At 64.5% G+C, this 18,040-nt stretch carries 16 protein-coding genes and 2 pseudogenes; 4 read left to right on the forward strand and 14 right to left on the reverse strand.

Going from position 1 to position 18,040, the window contains the following annotated elements:
- Nucleotides 1–14 precede the first annotated feature (14 nt).
- From ACVGV2_RS12940 to ACVGV2_RS12960, 5 genes are all read right to left on the reverse strand, one after another.
- Nucleotides 15–1,826: a hydantoinase B/oxoprolinase family protein gene (locus ACVGV2_RS12940; RefSeq protein ID WP_459162625.1), complete on the reverse strand. Its 1,812-nt coding sequence runs from the start codon at nucleotides 1,824–1,826 to the stop codon at nucleotides 15–17.
- Nucleotides 1,823–3,925: a hydantoinase/oxoprolinase family protein gene (locus ACVGV2_RS12945; RefSeq protein ID WP_459162626.1), complete on the reverse strand. Its 2,103-nt coding sequence runs from the start codon at nucleotides 3,923–3,925 to the stop codon at nucleotides 1,823–1,825. The genes ACVGV2_RS12940 and ACVGV2_RS12945 overlap by 4 nt, the downstream gene beginning before the upstream one ends.
- 146 nt (nucleotides 3,926–4,071) lie before the next feature.
- A complete protein-coding gene (locus tag ACVGV2_RS12950; RefSeq protein ID WP_459162627.1) occupies nucleotides 4,072–5,238 on the reverse strand; it encodes an acyl-CoA dehydrogenase family protein in 1,167 nt (388 codons plus the stop codon).
- Complete coding sequence (locus ACVGV2_RS12955; protein ID WP_459162628.1) at nucleotides 5,223–6,455, reverse strand: CaiB/BaiF CoA transferase family protein; 1,233 nt, start codon at nucleotides 6,453–6,455, stop codon at nucleotides 5,223–5,225. Before ACVGV2_RS12955 ends, ACVGV2_RS12950 begins: the two co-directional genes overlap by 16 nt.
- Nucleotides 6,452–6,991, reverse strand: coding sequence for a MaoC family dehydratase (locus tag ACVGV2_RS12960; protein ID WP_459162629.1), 540 nt, complete (start codon nucleotides 6,989–6,991; stop codon nucleotides 6,452–6,454). Before ACVGV2_RS12960 ends, ACVGV2_RS12955 begins: the two co-directional genes overlap by 4 nt.
- Nucleotides 6,992–7,176: 185 nt before the next feature.
- On the opposite strand from ACVGV2_RS12960, the gene ACVGV2_RS12965 reads away from it, so the two are divergent.
- Together ACVGV2_RS12965 and ACVGV2_RS12970 are read left to right on the forward strand one after the other, a co-directional pair.
- The gene (locus tag ACVGV2_RS12965; protein ID WP_459162630.1) at nucleotides 7,177–7,917 is read left to right on the forward strand and encodes a FadR/GntR family transcriptional regulator; all 741 of its coding nucleotides are present in this window, start codon (nucleotides 7,177–7,179) and stop codon (nucleotides 7,915–7,917) included.
- A gap of 118 nt (nucleotides 7,918–8,035) precedes the next feature.
- Nucleotides 8,036–9,487 carry an MmgE/PrpD family protein gene (locus ACVGV2_RS12970; RefSeq protein WP_459162631.1) on the forward strand — a complete coding sequence of 484 codons (1,452 nt, stop codon included), beginning with the start codon at nucleotides 8,036–8,038 and terminating at the stop codon, nucleotides 9,485–9,487.
- 166 nt (nucleotides 9,488–9,653) lie between these two features.
- Here the strand turns inward: ACVGV2_RS12970 and ACVGV2_RS12975 are convergent, their stop codons facing one another.
- The 4 genes and pseudogenes from ACVGV2_RS12975 to ACVGV2_RS12990 all read right to left on the reverse strand — a co-directional run bounded on the left by ACVGV2_RS12975 (nucleotide 9,654) and on the right by ACVGV2_RS12990 (nucleotide 11,517).
- Nucleotides 9,654–10,124, reverse strand: coding sequence for an SDR family NAD(P)-dependent oxidoreductase (locus ACVGV2_RS12975; protein WP_459162632.1), 471 nt, complete (start codon nucleotides 10,122–10,124; stop codon nucleotides 9,654–9,656).
- 48 nt (nucleotides 10,125–10,172) lie between these two features.
- On the reverse strand, nucleotides 10,173–10,403 hold the full coding sequence (locus ACVGV2_RS12980; RefSeq protein WP_459165979.1) for an integrase core domain-containing protein: 231 nt from the start codon (nucleotides 10,401–10,403) through the stop codon (nucleotides 10,173–10,175).
- 109 nt (nucleotides 10,404–10,512) lie between these two features.
- Nucleotides 10,513–10,647: a hypothetical protein gene (locus ACVGV2_RS12985; RefSeq protein WP_459162633.1), complete on the reverse strand. Its 135-nt coding sequence runs from the start codon at nucleotides 10,645–10,647 to the stop codon at nucleotides 10,513–10,515.
- Between the two features lie 44 nt (nucleotides 10,648–10,691).
- Nucleotides 10,692–11,517, reverse strand: a pseudogene (locus ACVGV2_RS12990) (transposase family protein).
- A gap of 114 nt (nucleotides 11,518–11,631) precedes the next feature.
- Between ACVGV2_RS12990 and ACVGV2_RS12995 the strand changes: the two are divergent.
- Nucleotides 11,632–12,142, forward strand: a pseudogene (locus tag ACVGV2_RS12995) (nitrilase-related carbon-nitrogen hydrolase); the annotation flags it as partial.
- A gap of 230 nt (nucleotides 12,143–12,372) precedes the next feature.
- Here the strand turns inward: ACVGV2_RS12995 and moaA are convergent.
- The 3 genes from moaA to ACVGV2_RS13010 form a co-directional block, all read right to left on the reverse strand.
- Nucleotides 12,373–13,389 (reverse strand): GTP 3',8-cyclase MoaA, encoded by a 1,017-nt coding sequence (gene moaA, locus ACVGV2_RS13000; protein ID WP_459162634.1) that lies wholly within the window; start codon nucleotides 13,387–13,389, stop codon nucleotides 12,373–12,375.
- Nucleotides 13,390–13,600: 211 nt separating this feature from the next.
- Nucleotides 13,601–13,969: a hypothetical protein gene (locus ACVGV2_RS13005; protein ID WP_459162635.1), complete on the reverse strand. Its 369-nt coding sequence runs from the start codon at nucleotides 13,967–13,969 to the stop codon at nucleotides 13,601–13,603.
- Between the two features lie 156 nt (nucleotides 13,970–14,125).
- Nucleotides 14,126–14,344 (reverse strand): hypothetical protein, encoded by a 219-nt coding sequence (locus ACVGV2_RS13010; protein WP_459162636.1) that lies wholly within the window; start codon nucleotides 14,342–14,344, stop codon nucleotides 14,126–14,128.
- A gap of 512 nt (nucleotides 14,345–14,856) precedes the next feature.
- On the opposite strand from ACVGV2_RS13010, the gene adhP reads away from it, so the two are divergent.
- Complete coding sequence (gene adhP / locus ACVGV2_RS13015; RefSeq protein WP_459165980.1) at nucleotides 14,857–15,882, forward strand: alcohol dehydrogenase AdhP; 1,026 nt, start codon at nucleotides 14,857–14,859, stop codon at nucleotides 15,880–15,882.
- A 183-nt stretch (nucleotides 15,883–16,065) separates the two neighbouring features.
- Here the strand turns inward: adhP and ACVGV2_RS13020 are convergent, their stop codons facing one another.
- Both ACVGV2_RS13020 and exaC read right to left on the reverse strand, forming a co-directional pair.
- Nucleotides 16,066–16,443: a DUF779 domain-containing protein gene (locus ACVGV2_RS13020; protein WP_459162637.1), complete on the reverse strand. Its 378-nt coding sequence runs from the start codon at nucleotides 16,441–16,443 to the stop codon at nucleotides 16,066–16,068.
- Complete coding sequence (exaC, locus tag ACVGV2_RS13025) at nucleotides 16,443–17,966, reverse strand: acetaldehyde dehydrogenase ExaC (protein ID WP_459162638.1); 1,524 nt, start codon at nucleotides 17,964–17,966, stop codon at nucleotides 16,443–16,445. Before exaC ends, ACVGV2_RS13020 begins: the two co-directional genes overlap by 1 nt.
- Between the last annotated feature and the right edge of the window lie 74 nt (nucleotides 17,967–18,040).

The following is an 18,040-nucleotide window of genomic DNA, read 5'->3' on the forward strand; positions in this document are numbered from 1 at the left end:
CGGCCATCCCCTCCTCACGTGCGGGCCGCGGTTGACCGCTCTGCCGCTGTGGCTGCGTGATCCACCGTCATCGTGTCCTCGTCGATGATGACTCCGTAGTGTTCACGCGCGTCGGTGACGCTGACAAAGTCATCCAGCACGTCCTCCATGACGCTGTCGGCATCGCGCAGGAACGGATCACCGTACCCGCCGCCGCAGGGAAGTTTGATCTCCAGCGTGTCGCCGGCGACGCAGACCTCTTGGGTCACTTTGGAGTAAAGGGCCTCCGCTTGTTCGGTTCCTGCGTTGCGAGTGAACGATCCCGCCAACCCGGGGTGGCCGCCTTCGAGCCCGCTCGGGGGGTCATTGCGGTTGTCAGCTTCCGAACCGATGAACGTGTCGGTGAACATCTGCCACTTTCGTACGCTACCGATGCCACCGCGCCATCGTCCCGGGGCAGGCGGCTCGTCGCGGAGTTCGTAACGCTCGGCCCGCATCGCGTGATTAAGTTCGACCTCCTCGATCGGATTGTTGCGCGTGTTCGCCATCAAGGTGTCCACGCAATCCAATCCGTCCTTGCCGTTGCGGCCTCCATAGGAGCCCTCGTTAATCTCGATGTAGACCCAATAGGAGCCATCGTCGGCAAGCCCCGAGTAGGCGACTCCGGTGAATGCCGCCGACGATCCGGCTACCGCGTTGTCGGACAGCACACCGGACAGTGCGAGATTGACAGAGTCGAAGATCCGGTTGATTTGCGAGAATCGTGCGAAGCACGACGCGGGAAAGTCCGGATTAAACAGGGATCCAGTTGGTGCGTAGGCCTTCGCGGGACGGAAACAGCCGTCGTTTTGCGGAACGAACTCCTCAGTGAGCGATTCATCGAGCAGCAACGTACGTACGGCCGAGGCGATCGTTGGCAGGACTGATCCTTCGAACGGAACGTTAAACGCGGTTGGTACCTGTTGGTTTGACCCACTCAAGTCCACCACAACGTCGTCCTCGTCGATCGTGACGTTGACAGCGACCTTAATCGGCACGCCCCGGTTCTTGCCATCGTCATCGAGGTAGTTCGGCGGTGCTTCGTACACGCCATCCGGGATCTCACGGATCTTGCGACGCACCATGTGCTCAGAGTAGTCCATCCATTGGCTGGCAGCGGACATGACGACATCAAGCCCGTAACGGCCCAGCAGCTCGGTGAATCGCCGTTCGCCGATGCGTGCGCAGGCGATCAGCGCTTCGAGGTCACCACTGTTTTGCTCCGGCGTGCGCACGTTGTCCAGCACGTGTTGGATGAGTGGATCATTGCGCACACCGGCGTCGTAGATCTTCATCGCATCCAGGAGCTTGCCTTCAGCCCACACGTCAACGACATCCGTGCACAAGCCGGGGAAGTTTCCTCCGATGTCGGAGACGTGTCCAGTGGAACCGGCGAAACCGATATGCTTTCCGTCCCAGAACAGCGGTATCAGGATCCCATAATCCGGTGAGTGCGCCGCCCCGTAATACGGGTGGTTGTGCAGGATCACGTCGCCAGGTTGGTAGGTGCCAGCCAGCCTGCGGTTGACGCCTCGCACGTAGGCGGGAATCGAGCCACAGTGCATCGGTGTGGAATCAGATTCGCACAGTTCTCGGCCCTGCGAATCGAAAATCCCGGCACCGAGATCTTCCGATTCGCGGATCAGGCTAGAGTAAGCCATCCGGTAGAGGACTTGCGCCATCTCCTGGGCAATGGAATTCAGCGCACCTCCGATCACTTGCAAGGTGATCGGGTCGACCTCGACATCGGTGTGATCGCCGGGGGCCGCCCCGGCTAGCGACACGCCGGCAGGGTCGAGTTCAGTCATGACTGTCCTCCTTCGATGATGATGTGGCCCACCTGGTCCACACTGGCACGCTGGGTCGGGCCGATAATCGTGGTGGAGTCGAACTCCTCAACGATCGCCGGGCCATTGAAGCTATTTCCGGCTTTGAGCAGGGAGCGGTCGTAGACGGCTGTGTCGTAGGAGATCGGTTGGTTGTCGTCAGTCCAGAACAGGGCACTTGTATGGGTTTTGAGAGCTCCGGAGGAATCTGCTGCGCCTGAGTCGATTTCGGCGAGCGATACGTGTCCGACCTTGCCGATTGCGGTGATCCGCACGTTGACCAGGTGCACGGGCTTGTCATCGGAGCGCTGCGAGTAAGCGCGCTCGTGCACCGCGTGGAAGGATTCAGCGGTGCGAGCGACCCAGTCCGCATCGATGTCCCCGTCCGGCGCGGGTACCCGCAGCTCATAGCCCTGACCGAGGTAACGGCAGTCCACGCTGCGTTCCAGCACGACGTCTTCGGCTGAGAGGCCGTCGGAGGTGAGCTGTTCCAATGCGAGCGTGGACAGACGGTCGAATTCGGCCGAGATGCGGTCGATGTCAGGGTTGGTCGAGGACGTCCACACCGTGGCCGCGCTCTCGTAGCGGACGTCGGTGGACAGCAGCCCCATCGCCGAGGCAATGCCAGGATGGTTCGGGACGATGACCCGTGGGATGCCGAGCTGCTGGGCAATGTGCCACGCGTATAGCGGGCCAGCGCCGCCTTCGGCGACCAGCGAGAAGTCGCGCGGGTCGTAACCCTTGCGCACCGAGTGCAAACTGATGGCTTCGGTCATGGCGTGGGCCAGGATCTGGAAGACCCCGATCGAGGCGTGCTCGATCGAGGTGTTCAATCGGTCGGCGACGTGTTCTTCGACGGCCTTGTTCGCGAGCTCGGGTTGGATCGTCATGCTGCCGCCGAGGAAGTTGTTCTCTCGAAGCCAGCCCAGTACGACCATCGCATCGGTGCTGGTGGGTTCGGTACCACCACGCGCATAGCAGGCCGGGCCCGGGGTCGCGCCTGCGCTGCGCGGGCCGACCCGGAACATGCCGCCCTCGTCGACAAACGCGATCGATCCTCCGCCGGCACCGATCGTGTCGACTTCGGCCATCGGCACCATCGCGTGATAGTCGCCGATCTTGGTGTCCAGTAGGTGTTTCATGCGTAGCCGGCCGTCCGGAGCGACTCCGACATCGGCCGAGGTGCCGCCAACGTCAAGTGTGATGACGCTCGGATAGCCGGAGGCCGCGCCGATGGCGCAACCGCCGAGCAACCCGGCCACGACCCCGCTAGCTACCAGCAGCACTGGGTTCCGCGCACCGCCCGCCGAGGTGATCAATCCGCCTGCGGAGGTCATCAAGTGGATGTCGCTGCGCACTCCCGCGTCCTGCGCGGTAGCAGAGAGGTTGTCGAGGTAACCGGCGACTTTCGGGCCCACGAATGCGTTCAGCGCCGTCGTGGAAAATCGCTCGTACTCGCGGTATTGTGGCGCGACCTCGCTGGACAGCGAAAGGAACACGTCCGGGTATTCCTGCTCGACGATGCGTTTCACGGCCTGCTCGTGGACTGGGTTGCGGTACGAGTGCAGGAAGCATACAGCGATGGCGCGCACCCCACGGTTTTTGAGGAGGCGCACCTGCTCACGGACGGCGTCCTCGTCGAGCGGGGTTACCACCTCGCCAGCGGCATTGATGCGCTCCGGGACTACACGTCGGTTGCGGCGGCGCACCAGTTGCCATTTTTGCCACGGCAGGTCCTGGTGCGTGGAGTAGTTCAGGGGACGCTTTTTGCGGGCGATGTGCAGGATGTCGCGGAACCCCTCGGTCGTGATCAGGCCGACCTCCGAGCCGTTGTGCTGCAGCACGATGTTCGTGGCGACGGTCGTCCCGTGCAGGAACATGTCGAGCTCGTCGACCGAGACACCGGCCTGATCGACCAGTTCGCTGATCCCGCTGACCGTGGCTCGGGCGGGGTCGTCCTGCGTTGAGGGGACCTTGTGTACAGCGAGTTTGCCGTCGGCATCCCAGTACATGAGGTCGGTGAAGGTGCCTCCGACGTCTACTCCGATCTGTTTCATGTCATGGCCCTCCTTGACCACCACTTGTCGCACTGTCCGCTTGTCTGGTAGCTGCAGTGTGGGGAGAGTGCGCTTCTCGATGTTTCCGGGTGCTTCCCGGAAGCTGCCGGTCAGACCGCCTGTTCCCGGTGATCCGGTGTGGGGCGACAGCAGCGGCTGGCCGCCTCCGTTCACCAACCGATCCGACCGTCTCCCTGAAACAACGACTTCGAGATGACCGTGCGCATCACGTCACTGGTCCCCTCCCCGATGGGCATAAGGATGGAATCCCGGTAGAGCCGTTCGATCTCGAATTCCGCGGAGAAGCCGTATCCGCCGTGCACACGCATCGCGTCCTGCGCGGCCTGCAGTGCGACTTCCGAGGCGGACAGCTTCGCCATGCCGGTCTCCAGGTCGCTGCGCTGCCCTTGGTCCAATTTGGAGGCCGACCAGTAGGTGAGCAAGCGCGCCGACTGCAACTGGGTCGCCATCTCGGCAATGCGGATCTGGATGGCTTGGAAATCGGAGATCGGCCGGCCGAACGCCTCGCGTTGCGCGGCGTAGTTGAGCGCTTCGTCATAGGCGCGCTGAGCGATCCCGAGGCTGCGGCCTGCGATGTTCAAGCGTCCGGTTTCGAGGGCGGACAATGCCTGCTTCATGCCCTTGCCCTCGACGTCTCCAAGGAGGTTTTTGGCGGGAACGCGCACGTTGTCGAAAAGCACTTCGCACGACTCCGTGCCTTTGTATCCCAGTTTCGGAATGTCCTTGGTGACCTCGAATCCGGGTGAATCCGCATCAATGAGCAGCACACTCATCCCGCGATGCGGCGGCTGGGCGTGCTGGTCGGTCTTTACCAGCACCGGAAGCGGATCAGCGTGCCGCGCGTTAGTGATCCACACTTTCCCACCGTTGACGACGTAGTCGTCGCCGTCGCGTTCGGCGGTCGTGCGAATGCCCTGCAGATCCGTTCCCGCGTCGGGTTCAGTCAACGCGATGCCAGTGCGCCGCACGCCGGTCGCCAGTTCGGGAAGATATCGCTGCTTCTGCTCAGACGTGCCGTGCTGGGCAATCATCCAGCAGGACAGCGAGTGGCTGCCGAGGATGCCGGCGATGGCCATCCAGCCACGCGCCAGTTCTTCGAACACCAAGGTGAACGAGGTGAAATCCGCCGCCGCGCCCCCGTGTTCCTCCGGCACCATGAGCCCGAACAAGCCGAGCTCCTTCATGTGCTCGACGATCTCTGTGGGATAGCGCTCCGCGTGCTCCCACTCGTTGGCAACCGGCACGATCTGTTCGTCCACGAACTCGCGCAGGACGCGGCGGAACTGCTCCTGATCCGACGTCAGTTCGAAGTCCATGTCGTGCCTCCTTCCGCCCCGAACGCGCCGTCCCGCACGTACTCACGAAACTGGTCCGAACCGAGCTGCAGCAGACCGGACAGCACCGACTGTGTGTGTTCGCCGAGCCGCGGGGCGCGGTGGTGCTCGGCGCGGGCCTCACCGGCACGCACTGGTGAGGCGACCTGCTGCACGGCACCGAAGCGCGGGTGCTCGGTGGCAACGACCATGTCGCGTGCAGCCGTGTGCTTCTCGGCGAGTGCTTCGGGGACAGTGTTGATCCGAGCACACGGCACGCCGGCCCGTTCCAGCCGGTTGAGCCACACGTCCGTGGTGTGCGCGGCGAGTTCCTCTTCCAACCGGGCGACACAGTCCGTCGCGTTCTCGTATCGGTCAGCCGGTGTGGCAAAACGAGGATCGTAGCACCAGTCTGGTGAGCCCATGGCTTCGACGAGGCGGTGCCAGAACTTGTCTTTGGCACATCCGATGACGATCCACGAGTCCGCGGTGGGGAAGTTCTGGAACGGGACGAGGCTCGGGTGCGCCGAGTGGTGCGTGCGCGAGGGTTCGAAACCACCGTTAAGGTTCCAGGTCGCCAGGTAGGTCAGCATCCCGATAGCCGTGTCGTAGAGACTGACGTCGCAGTCCATGCCCGTACCGTCGCGGCGAGCGGCGTGGACACCGGAGAGCATGGACAACGCGGCAACGAACCCACCCGAGTAGTCCACCATAGACAATCCCGATTTTGTGGGCGGTCCGTCCGGCTCGCCGGTCACCGACATCCATCCGGCCAGCCCTTGCAGCATGTAGTCATAACCGGGCTGTTCGCTGCGGGGACCGGTCATCCCGTAGCCGGACAGCGAGCAGCACACGATCTGCGGGTTGAGGTGCTTGAGGTCCTGGTGGCGAATCCCCATCTTCTCGGGGACATCGCCGCGCAGGTTCGAATACACCGCGTCGCTGACCTTGACCAGCTCCTCGAAGACCTCGCGACCTGACTGGTTCTCCAGGTCCAACACGATGGACTGCTTGTTGCGGTTGAAGGCCTCGAAGAACAGCGAGTCGTCGCCCTCGGCGTAAGGCGGTGTCTGACGCCCGACATCCCCGCCGAATCGCGGGTCTTCGATCTTGATGACCTCCGCTCCCAGGTCGGCCAGGTGTACCGAGCCGAAGGGTCCGGCCCCGTACTGCTCGATAGCGAGAACGCGAAGGTCTTGCAGTGGCAAGTGGCTGTTCATGCTGAGGAGTCCTTTTCCTCGAGGCGCAACGGACCGTTCTTGGCCTCCGGGAACGCCTCGATCTGCTCGGCCTGCGACTTCCGGTAGATCAGCACGGTGCGGTCGAAGGACAGGCACTCATCGCCATCGGCATTGAGCGTGCGGCTGTGCACATGGACGACGCCGGCGTAGGGCTTGGACGTGGATTCCCGCTTGCCGGTGCAGATCGACTCGGCGTACAACGTGTCGCCCACGTACACCGGGTGTGTGAGCTGCACATTCGTCAGCGCCAGGTTCGCTACCGCACGCTGGCTGACGTCCGTCACGCTCTGGCCGATGAGCATGGCGATGGTCAGTCCCGAGTTCACCAGCGGTTTGCCGAACGGCGTCTTCGAGGCGTAATGCGCGTCGAAGTGCGCCGGATGGGTGTTCATCGTGAGCAAGGTGAACCATGTGTTGTCGGCTTCGGTGATGGTGCGTCCCAACGGGTGGCGGTACACATCGCCCACCTCGAAGTCCTCGTAGTAGCGGCCTTGCCAACTGTCGTGCACGACCACTCGTGCACCTCCCCTGACTGTCGTTGTCCGGATGAGCGAGATGGCGGTAAGTATGCGTCGTGAACAGTGCGAAGGCAATACGTCTGACTTTTTCAGTGAGTGCGGTCCGCTCCAGCGCTTGGCCTACACTGGCTCGGTGGGCCGGGAGGTGCACCTGTCGGGGAACGAGGACGAGGAGACCAGGCATGGCCAAGCCGAACACCGCGCGCGACGGTCTGCGTGTGCAGCGCATTCAGGCCGCATACCGGCAGGTCGCCGATCAGCTCAAGAGCCAAATCATCAGCGGCGCGCTCGCCTCCGGGACGCGGCTACCGAGCGAGTCAGAGCTTGCCAGCATGTTCGGCGTCAGTCGCAGCACGGTACGCGAAGCACTCCGCCTGCTGGCGAGCCAAAACCTCATCGACACCACGCGAGGGGTGAACGGCGGCAGTTTCGTCGCTGTGCCGAACACCTCCGCCGTCGCCGACGACCTCGGTGGAACGCTCGGTCTGCTGGTCAACTCGGAGAACCTGACCGTGGCGCACTTGCTGGAAGCGCGGTTAATCCTGGAACCAGTAGCCGCGCGCCTGGCCGCAGAGCACGGCGACAAGACCACGTTGGCCGAGTTGCGCCAAACCCTCCAGAGCACTCCGGACCGCGACCCGTCGCGCGGGTTCGAGGTGCGCTGGGACTTTCACAGCACGCTCGTCGCTGCGACGGCGAATCCGCTGCTGCGCATGATGTGCCAGCCGATCAACGAGGTGTTGCACTCGCGGTTGCACCGGAACCGGATCGCACAGGAGGCCTGGGAGCGGATCGATGGGGAACACGTGTTGATACATCAGGCCGTCGAAGAGGGGGACGGCGCGAAAGCCGAACGGCTGACGCGGGAACACCTGCACAGTCTCCGGCCGCTCTACGAACAAATGGGCGAACCGGACGACTGAACAGCAGCCCAGTTAAGGTCTGATGTTTTATTGCGTCGACCCTCTCGCGCTCGGCACACTACGGTTTCGGAGCAGACGATCGGCTGGCGTCGGCGCCGCCGGCGGCGGAGGAGGCACCATGCAGGCGTCCGCAATGGCCGGGCAGTCCCGAGCGGACCAACACGTCGAGCCGGACGAGCCAGCAGTGGTGGCCGAGCAGATCGGCAAGTTCGCCGCCGAACTGCGCATCGAGGACGTGCCGCCGGAAGTGCTCGACTATGCCCGCTACCTCATGCTCGATTCCGTCGGAGTCGCCTTCGCGTCGTCAAAGCACGAGTTTGCGACTCGCGCCCAGCACGCCGCTGCATTACTCGGTAGCGGCGATCAACCGGTCCTCGCACTGCCCGATCGGCTCGCGCCGCGCGAGGCCGCGATGCTCAACGCGACACTGATCCACGGTCTGGACTTCGACGACACCCACACCGGCTCAATCGTGCACGTCTCGGCGTCGGCACTTCCCGCCGCGCTGGCCTCAGCTATTCAGTTCGACCGCTCCTACGAAGAGCTGTTGTTGGCCTACGTACTGGGCATCGAGGTCAGCGCCCGCGTCGGCCTCGTCGGTCACGGCGGATTTCACACAGCCGGTTTTCATCCCACGGGCGTCGTCGGAGCTTTCGGCGCTTCCGTGGCGTCCGCACGCTTGGCGGGACTCGACTCCGCGGGCATCACCCGCACCCAGCAAATCGTCGGATCCATGGCATCGGGCATCTTGGAATTCCTGGAGGACGGCGCCTGGACGAAGCGGCTACATCCCGGCTGGGCAGCTTCCGCGGCGCTCAGCGCGACCGCGTTCGCCACAGCGCACTGGCCCGGCCCATGCCGGGTCTACGAAGGTCGGTACGGCCTCTACGTCACTCATTTGGGGGCCTCTGACTGGGACACCAGCCCCGTCGTGGCGGATCTCGGTGACCGCTGGGAACTGCTAGCCACGGCCGTGAAACCCTACCCGAGCTGCCACTTCACGCACGCCTACGCCGACGCGATCCTGCTGCTACGCGAACAACACACGTTCACAGGCGAGGACGTGGCGCGTATCCGTTGCCTAGTGCATCCCACTGCAGCCGCGGCGGTATGCGAGCCGCTAGAGAACAAGCGCAGGCCTCGCGACGACTACGACGCGAAGTTCAGCATTCCCTTCGTCGTCGGAGCGTGTTTGCAGCGCGGTCGGCTCACCCTCGATGAATTCGACGACGAGGCATTGGCAGACGCGGCGATCCACGTACTCGCCGACCGCGTCGAGATCGCCGACGACCCGGACAGCAGGTTCCCGGAGGCCTATAGTGCAGCGGTGCAAGTCGAACTGCGCGACGGAACCGTGCTCGAACACCGCGAGGAAACCAACCGCGGACACGCCGAGCGGCCATTGACCCGAAAAGACATCACGGACAAATTCGCCACCAACATGGAAACCGCCGCCGCTACCGGAATCGCCGAGGACGTGCGCACAACCCTGCTCAATTCGACCCCGGAACGCCCAGCGGCCGCGCTCGCGACTATATGCACGCAACCAGGCAAGATACCCGGCAGCTAAAGACGCACCACTCCCGCTTGAGCGGACAGTCGATCACTACTCTCGGCTGCCCGCCAAAGCGGGAGTGGTCCAGGCTGCCGTATGTGGGTCAACGACGTCCTCGATGACCATCTGGTTTGGTCCTCGGAAAACCGCTGCCTGCATGAGGGTTTCTCCCGTTCGTGTCCTACTTGGCCGTCCAGCCGCCATCGACCGGAAGGATGGCACCATTGACGTAGGAGGCTGCATCGCTGGCGAGGAAGACTGCGACGCTGGCGACCTCGTCAGGACTGCCAAGCCGTTTCATGGGATTGTCATCACGCACACCTTTCGCGTACTCCGGCTCTTGCAACGCCTCTGCGATCATGGGGGTTTCAATCCCACCGGGGCACGTGCAGTTGACGCGGACGCCGCGCGCACCCCATTCCACCGCCATTGCGCGCGTCAGCGCAACCACGCCGCCTTTCGCCGCAGTGTAGGCATCGGCACCCAGTACTGCCGCGATGCCATTCGTCGATGAGTTGTTGACGATAGCGCCACCGCCCTGCTCAACCATCGCCGGAATAGCATACTTGCAGCCAAGCGCGGCGCCCTTGAGATTGATCGAGAGGATGCTGTCCCAGTCTGACTGATGTTTTCTGATCATGTGGTGGGGCATGTCTGGGGTATGCAGGCAGTGGAGCGTTCCCGCTTTGTCGACAGCGATTTAGGCTGCCAATTCGGTGATGTGCCTGTATCCTAGTTCATATTCTCGTGGTGTCAAGTATCCGAGTGTGGAGTGCCTCCTGCGTCGATTGTAGCGGCTTTCGATCCAGAGGAATGTTTGTTGCCGAACGTCGGTAACGGTGTTCCAGGGTCGGGTGTGAATGAGTTCTTTCTTGTAGGTTGCGAAGAAGGATTCGGCGACGGCATCGAAACATGTGGCCCGCCGGCCCATGGAGCGTCGAATGCCGTTTTCTGCGCAAAAGTTGGCGAATTCTTTCGAGGTGTACTGCCCTGGCAACCGCGGTCGCTGTGAAAGATCACTCCTTCCGGGGGTTTGCGGGTCACCAGGGCCGCGGTGAGTGCCTCGAGGACCAGGCTGGTGTCAGTCGGTGGTCGGCGACCGCATCGCCGACGACAGTGCGCGAGTACACGTCGATGACGGTGGCGGTGTAGGCCCAGCCGTCCACGGTACGCACGGAGGTGATGTCGCCACACCATACGGTGAAGTGATCTCAGCGAGTTAAATCATGCTGTGTTCGTAGTGGGTGAGGGTCAAGGCGGCTGCGACGACGTCGCCAATGCGGCGAGGACTGACGGTGAGATGCTGCAGGGTGCGCCACCATTGGGTGAGCAAGGCGAATCCGCGTTCGCCGAGGCCGCGCAGGCTGCGTAGGAGGGCGTTATAGGTCCGGTTGTCCGGGTCCAGCCGCTGGGCGCCGACAGGCTGTTTGAGCGGGGTATGCACCCCGATGCCACTACCCTGGTAGCCACTGTCGGCCAGGGTGGGCAGTCCCTGGGAAGCGGCGGCGTAAAGGGCGCCGAGGGCGTGCTGGCGGGCGCAGGTCAGGTCGTGGGTTGAGCCGGGTTCGACGTCTCAAGGTCCACAGTGGGGTCCCGCTCGGAGCGGACAAAGCTTGGATGTTTCCGCCGTGCTGGGCGGCTTTGCCGGAGTAGCGGGCGTCGATGGTGTAGCCCTGTGTACTGGTGGTGGTCTCGCTGCAGCGGTCGGACGAGAGCACGCTGCCATCGAGGAGCACATACTCCATCCCTTGGTTCTGGGCGTGGTGCAGGGCCTGGTGGATGTCCGGGGCCTGGGCGGCCAACACCGCGATGACCTCATCCAAGTAGCGGTAGCTCGTGGCTCGCGAGACTCCGTGATCGCGGCCCAGTCGGGCCGGGGCGAGGCGGTCGCGGAACCAGCGCAGCCCCAGCACAGCCTGCCAAAAACACGTGAGCGCCCGGGCACCTGACGGTGTCCCGCGGCGGCAGCGTTCGGCGAACAGCAACCAGGCCACGTACTGGGCCAGTTCAGTAGAGACATCCAATGTGGCACGATGAGTAATCACGCAGAGCCTCCACGGCAGACTGTGTTCTGTGGCAAGACCAGCCCTACCAAGGGGCTCTGCGTCTACCCCTTCTCCCCAGGGACTACGCCAGCACCACTCACCGTTGAGATCACTTCGATGTATAGCCTCGGCGAGGAAATCCATGTGGGTGCATGGCCGAGCTTCTCGGTGTACCGAGGAGCCGCACAAGCACTCGGTCCCGAGGTGAACACCGCAGCCAGCCTCATGTACGCCGTCGAAGGGCAAACGTTCGTGCTCGCCCCCCTGCGCCGTGATCGGGCAAGCCGCACATGACCTGTTCTGCGACACCGGACAGAAACAGCAGCTGCTGCAACGTGGGGGTGGTTTCGCCCGCATCTACGGCCCCGAGGGATCCGTCCTGGCCGAGCCACTGGCCGAGACGGAGGAAGGCATCCTCTCCGCCGACCTCGACCCCGCACTGCTCGCGATCGCCAAGTCAGCCGCCGACCCGGTGGGGCACTACTCTCGGCCCGATGTGCTGCGGTTGCTGATCAACCGCCGCCCGGCTTCAACGGCTACCGAAGCACCCACCGAACCCACCGCGGTCGTAGCCGGACCACAGCCCGGAACCGACGAATCCCCACCGACCACGACACTAGGCTGAACGAGGCCCCGACACGTTCACGGCCGAGTGACAAGGGCGCGGATCGTATGGCCAGCGAGTGCCCATCAGCTCTTGTCGCTCTTCTGCGTATCAGCTGACCATCCGGCTCTTCGCCGATGCCCACTCTTGCACCGGGATCCTGTCCGCCCAGCTGTCCCTAGCTTCGCGAGAGGGACTGTCACCTACTTACTCCGGCCGGCGGCGGTGCCGGACCGTGAGTAGCTGCAGAATCACCCTCCGATATAGGACATTTCGACCTTCTGCTGCCCGGCGGTTTCGGCGGTGCGTATCTCGGAGTAGCGGTCCGTGCGCTGCCCCCAGATGGTGCGCAGCCGTTGTTCGAGCTCGCCCTCGCTGGTGCCATCGCGGAGCAGGGTGCGCAGGTCGTGCCCGGCCGAGCCGAACAGGCAGGTGAACAGCTCGCCTTGGGCGGACAGGCGTGCGCGGGTGCAGGTGCGGCAGAACGGTTGGGTGACCGAGCCAATCACGCCGACCTCGCCGCTGCCGTCGGTGTAGCGGAACCGCTCGGCGACTTCGCCGGAGTAGGCGGGCTGAATGGCCTCGATGGGCCACGACGCGTGGATGCGCTGCACGATCTCACGGGCAGGAGTGACCTCGTCCAACCGCCACCCGTTGGTGGTGCCCACGTCCATGTACTCGATGAACCGCACGATGCGGCCGTGCTCACGACCGAACGCGGCGAGATCGAGAATGTCATCCCCATCGTTGAGGCCACGCTTCACCACAGTGTTAATCTTGACCGGTTCCAGCCCCGCCTCTTCAGCGGCCGCGATCCCGTCCAGCACGCGCGCAAGCGGCACGGGGGTGTCGCTGATCGCGGCGAACCGTTCCGGCTCGACGGAGTCAAGGCTCACGGTGACCCGCGACAGCCCCGCCGCGCGCAAGGCCGGCGCCTTCCCGCGCAGCAGTGAAGCGTTGGTCGTCAACGCGATGTCGGTGATCCCCTCCACCTCGGCGATCATGCCGACGAGCCGTTCGAGCTCGTTACGCAGCAGCGGCTCGCCGCCGGTCAGCCGGATCTTCGTCACCCCCAAGCCCGCGACGAGCCGTACCAGCCGAGTGATCTCCTCGAAACTCAGCAGCTCCGCACGCGGCAGAAACTCGTGCTGCCCAGCACCGAAAAGCTCACGCGGCATGCAGTAGCGGCACCGAAAGTTACACCGGTCCGTCACCGAAACCCGCAGGTCCCGCATCCCCCTGCCAAGCTGATCAACCGGAGCGTCCATCGTGCTCCTTCCCCGGGCCGCACCACCCCCATGACGAGCATGCCCATAGTATGCAGCGTTCCCACTGGCACGAACAAACGCGGCTCGCGCTCAACTGCCCGTCTCACCGGGAACACGTCAACTGCCGATCGAGCGCGAACACAGAAGACTCACCGATCCAGGAAACCCGACTCCCCAGTGGTAACGGTCCACGAGAGACCATCAGATCGGTTTAGCCGGGTTCCCCGTCGGCGTGTGCGTGTGGTGGATCGGTCGGGCCTGATGGCGTATCGGGAGCGAGGTCGGCGGCCGGTGGGGCGGGCCAGCTCACGGCGATGGCGGGAAGTTGATCGAGGGCAACGAGACCGCTGTCGGCGAGGATGACGTGGGCCGGACCGCTCGCGGTGGCAGTGACCTGGATGCGCTGCAACATGCCCTGTCCGGTGACAAGTGACAGATGTGCGGCATCAACAAGTTGACCGCTCCACCAGCGGTGGGCATGCATCTCCGTGACAGCCTGCCAGGGGCTGGCGACGGGAGCGACCTGCCAGCCGGCCTGCTGCAGCTGACCCACACAAGCCAATACCGCGTCTGGCTGCATCCGTGCGCCTCCTGTACCGGACGGGACGGGGATTTCCAGCCTCCGTTCCTCCGAGGGCCCGGTCAAACAGAACCGCCCACCCGACAGGACCGCCGCAGCACAGCAGCTCCGCTCCGGCGCAGCGGATGCGCGCGTCCATGCCCGTGAATGGCCTGGTTAGTGGCCGTGGGTGAGGATGTGGGCGCGTTGATGCAGCCAGTGCGCTACTTCGCTGCGGGTCGTGGCAGCATCACCGTCGCGCAGTAGGTCGGTGGCTACCGTGTGCAGCGCGTGGACGGCCACGGCTCGTTCGACGCGATAGTCCGGCGCGGTCACGCTGGTAATCGCGACGGGTTCCTCCAGCGTGGTGCTGTAGATGGGGTCCGGCGAATCCATTGCACCTCCTGAGAGGGCTGTGGTGCATCGCAGCTCGTGCCGGTTGATGTAGTTGGCGCGGTATTCGTGCTCGAAGCGTTCGTCTTCCCTCTCCGATACACGTACTGCACAACCAACACGGGAACGGTCCACACGACAAGTTAGAGACCGATTTGGCTCCATTGAGCGCTGATGCGTGGATCGGTCGAGACCACCGGTTCCTCGCGGTCAACCCCGTGGCGCACCGCCGAAATGCTTCTGGTGGGTTTTCTTCGCTGTGCACGTGGCCAACGCCTGTGTGATCACAGGAGGATTGCCGAGGGCGTGAGGAAGCGCGGAGTTGTCAACGACGTAGAGCACGCCTACGGCGTGGGCTCTCCTCAGGCGCGCAGGGTGATGGTGCGGAGCGCGTTGGCTCATGCCACTGCGCTGGTGGTTGCGATGCAACGCAGATGCAACGGGCACGCAGTACGCTCCTTCCTAAAGTGATGTGCAGCACACCTCTCGTGGGTGCGCTGGGAAAGGAGCGAACCATGTCCACTATGAAAGCTGCCGTCGTGCAGGACTTCGGCCAGCCTCTGCAGATCGAGGAGATCCCCATCCCGCGCCCGGGTCCGGGTCAGGCGTTGGTCCAGGTCGAGCACACCGGGGTGTGTCACACGGATCTGCACGCCATGGAGGGGGACTGGCCGGTCAAACCCACACCGCCGTTCGTGCCCGGCCACGAGGGCCATGGACGAGTGGTGGAACTGGGATCCGGGGTAGCCCACCTGCAGGAGGGCGACTGGATCGGTAACGCCTGGCTGCACACGGCCTGCGGCGAGTGCGAGCACTGCCAGAACGGCTGGGAGACCCTCTGTGAAAGCCAGGTCAATTCCGGGTACACGACCAACGGGAGTTTCGCCGAGTACATGCTCGTCGATCCGCGTTTCGCCGGTCGCATCCCGAGCAATGCGGATCCGGTAGCCGTGGCACCGATTCTGTGCGCCGGTGTCACCGTCTACAAGGGCCTCAAGTTGACCGACGTGCAACCAGGCCAATGGGTCGCGATCTCGGGCATCGGTGGGCTCGGGCATCTGGCGGTGCAGTATGCGCGCGCGATGGGGATGCGGGTCGCCGCCATCGACATCGACGACGCGAAACTCACGCTCGCGCATCAGCACGGTGCCGAGGTGACCGTCAACGCATCGCAGAACGATCCGGCCGAGGTGTTGCACGACACCATTGGTGGTGCGCACGGCGCGCTCGTGACTGCGGTCAGCACGGCGGCCTTCAAGCAGGCGATCGCCGTGGTGCGGCGTGGGGCGACGATCACGTTCAACGGTCTGCCCGCGGGTGAGTTCGGATTGTCGATCTTCGACGTGGTGCTGCGTGGCCTCACGATTCGGGGTTCGATCGTGGGGACCCGGCGTGACCTGGCCGAAGCTCTCGAGTTCTACTCCCGCGGGATGGTTTCCTCGACCGCCGCAGCCGAACCGTTCGACTCGGTCAACGACATCCTGGACCGGATGCAGTCCGGCACCCTCCAGGGCCGGGCGGTCCTGGAGCTGTCCCGCTAGATCGCAGCGGCGGGGTTGGCGGACAGCTTGTCCGCCAACCCCGCGGCGTTTCCGCCCCGTCTCGCGGCGGCTGACGCGGAGGCGCTGCCCATGCCGTGTCTGGCACACATGGGCCTTGACGCCGACGAGCTCGGTCACCGTCGTCGGGCATCGAGCGCGCCACCCCGCGCGGACCGCGCGGGATCACACCGCGTTCAGCTGCTCCTCATCGGTCAGCAGCCGCGAGCGGATGACGAACCGCACCCCCTCCGGGGCTTCGATCGAGAATCCGCTGCCGCGTCCGGAGACGAGGTCGATCGTCAGGTGCGTGTGCTTCCAGTACTCGAACTGCGCACCGGACATCCACACCGGGATCGGTTCGTCGACGCCGCGCACGTGGAGGCTGCCCAGCAGCACGTCCGAATCGCCGGTGCGGAACTCCCCGTGCGGATAGCACATGGGCGAGCTGCCGTCGCAGCAGCCGCCGGACTGGTGAAACATCAACGGCCCGTGCTCCGAGCGCAGGTAGCGCAGCATGTCCGCCGCCTCGTCGGTCACGGCCACACGCTCGAGCTCGGGCATCAGAACAGCCCCATGGGGTTTTCCGAGTAGCTCACCAGCAGGTTCTTCGTCTGCTGGTAGTGGTCCAGCATCATCTTGTGCGTCTCGCGGCCGATGCCGGACTGCTTGTAGCCGCCGAAGGCCGCGTGCGCGGGGTAGCTGTGGTAGTTGTTCACCCACACCCGGCCGGCCTGGATGTCGCGGCCGGCGCGGTAGGCCGTGTTCCCGTCGCGGGACCACACGCCGGATCCCAGGCCGTAGAGCGTGTCGTTGGCGATCTTGATCGCCTCGTCGTAGTCGGCGAAGCTCGCCACGGACACGACCGGGCCGAAGATCTCCTCCTGAAAGACCCGCTGCTTGTTGTGCCCCTCGAAGATTGTCGGGGCGACGTAGTAGCCGCCTGCGAGGTCGCCGCCCAGGTTGAGGCGTTCCCCGCCGGTGCGGACTTTGGCGCCTTCCTGCTTGCCGATGTCGAGATACGACAGGATCTTCTCCAGCTGGTCGTTGCTGGCCTGGGCCCCGAGCTCGGTGCTCGGGTCCAGCGGGTTGCCCGTCTGGATGCGTTCGGTGCGTGCCACGGCGTCGGCGAGGAAGTCCTCGTAGATGGAGGCCTGCACCAGCGCCCGGGACGGGCAGGTGCACACTTCGCCCTGGTTGAGGGCGAACAGCGTGAAGCCCTCCAGGGCCTTGGAGTAGAACGCGTCGTTCTTCGCGGCGACGTCGTCGAAGAAGATGTTCGGGCTCTTGCCGCCGAGCTCCACGGTGGCCGGGGTGATGTTCTCGCTGGCGTACTGCAGGATCAGTCGGCCGGTGGTGGTCTCGCCGGTGAAGGCGACCTTGGCGATCCGCGGGCTTGCGGCCAGCGGCTTGCCGGCCTCGGCGCCGAACCCGTTGACGATGTTGAGTACGCCGGCCGGAAGCAGATCCGAGATCACCGACAGCAGCACGTGGATCGATGCCGGGGTCTGCTCGGCCGGTTTGAGGATCACCGCGTTGCCGCCGGCCAGCGCCGGGGCGAGCTTCCACGTGGCCATGAGCATCGGGAAGTTCCACGGGATGATCTGGCCGACAATGCCCAGCGGCTCTTGGAAGTGGTAGGCGACCGTGTCCTCGTCGATTTGCGAGATCGAGCCTTCTTGCGCGCGCAGCGCGCCGGCAAAGTAGCGGAAGTGGTCGACGGCCAGCGGCACGTCGGCGGCCAGCGCCTCCCGCACCGGCTTGCCGTTCTCCCACGATTCGGCCACGGCCAACCGTTCCACGTTCTGCTCGATGCGGTCGGCAATCGCCAACAGCGTGTTCGCGCGGTCGGTCGTGGAGGTCTTGGCCCAGCGCTGCGCCGCGGCCTCGGCGGCATCCAACGCGCGGTCGACGTCCTCGCTCGTGCCGCGGGCGATCTCGGTGAAGTCTTGGCCGGTGACCGGCGTGGGATTGCTGAAGTAGCGACCCTGGACTGGGGGCACGTACTCGCCACCGATGAAGTGGTCATAGCGGGTGGCGTAGTCGACGATCGAACCGGTGGTGCCCGGTGCGGTGTAGGCGGTCATGGGTGCGCCTCCTTGTCGGCAACGACACGCCGCAACCAGCGACGTGTCGGTGTTCACGTGTGAGGCACATCCTG

Source organism: Bounagaea algeriensis (assembly GCF_054491375.1).

Coding starts and splice junctions, on each gene's coding strand:
- ACVGV2_RS13005 (WP_459162635.1), bottom strand. CDS start 13,969: ATGCAGCCAGACGCGGTATTGGCTTGTGTGGGTCAGCTGCAGCAGGCC.
- ACVGV2_RS12950 (WP_459162627.1), bottom strand. CDS start 5,238: ATGGACTTCGAACTGACGTCGGATCAGGAGCAGTTCCGCCGCGTCCTG.
- ACVGV2_RS12965 (WP_459162630.1), top strand. CDS start 7,177: ATGGCCAAGCCGAACACCGCGCGCGACGGTCTGCGTGTGCAGCGCATT.
- adhP (WP_459165980.1), top strand. CDS start 14,857: ATGTCCACTATGAAAGCTGCCGTCGTGCAGGACTTCGGCCAGCCTCTG.
- exaC (WP_459162638.1), bottom strand. CDS start 17,966: ATGACCGCCTACACCGCACCGGGCACCACCGGTTCGATCGTCGACTAC.
- moaA (WP_459162634.1), bottom strand. CDS start 13,389: ATGGACGCTCCGGTTGATCAGCTTGGCAGGGGGATGCGGGACCTGCGG.
- ACVGV2_RS12975 (WP_459162632.1), bottom strand. CDS start 10,124: ATGCCCCACCACATGATCAGAAAACATCAGTCAGACTGGGACAGCATC.
- ACVGV2_RS12940 (WP_459162625.1), bottom strand. CDS start 1,826: ATGACTGAACTCGACCCTGCCGGCGTGTCGCTAGCCGGGGCGGCCCCC.
- ACVGV2_RS12980 (WP_459165979.1), bottom strand. CDS start 10,403: ATGGGCCGGCGGGCCACATGTTTCGATGCCGTCGCCGAATCCTTCTTC.
- ACVGV2_RS12955 (WP_459162628.1), bottom strand. CDS start 6,455: ATGAACAGCCACTTGCCACTGCAAGACCTTCGCGTTCTCGCTATCGAG.
- ACVGV2_RS12970 (WP_459162631.1), top strand. CDS start 8,036: ATGCAGGCGTCCGCAATGGCCGGGCAGTCCCGAGCGGACCAACACGTC.
- ACVGV2_RS13020 (WP_459162637.1), bottom strand. CDS start 16,443: ATGCCCGAGCTCGAGCGTGTGGCCGTGACCGACGAGGCGGCGGACATG.
- ACVGV2_RS13010 (WP_459162636.1), bottom strand. CDS start 14,344: ATGGATTCGCCGGACCCCATCTACAGCACCACGCTGGAGGAACCCGTC.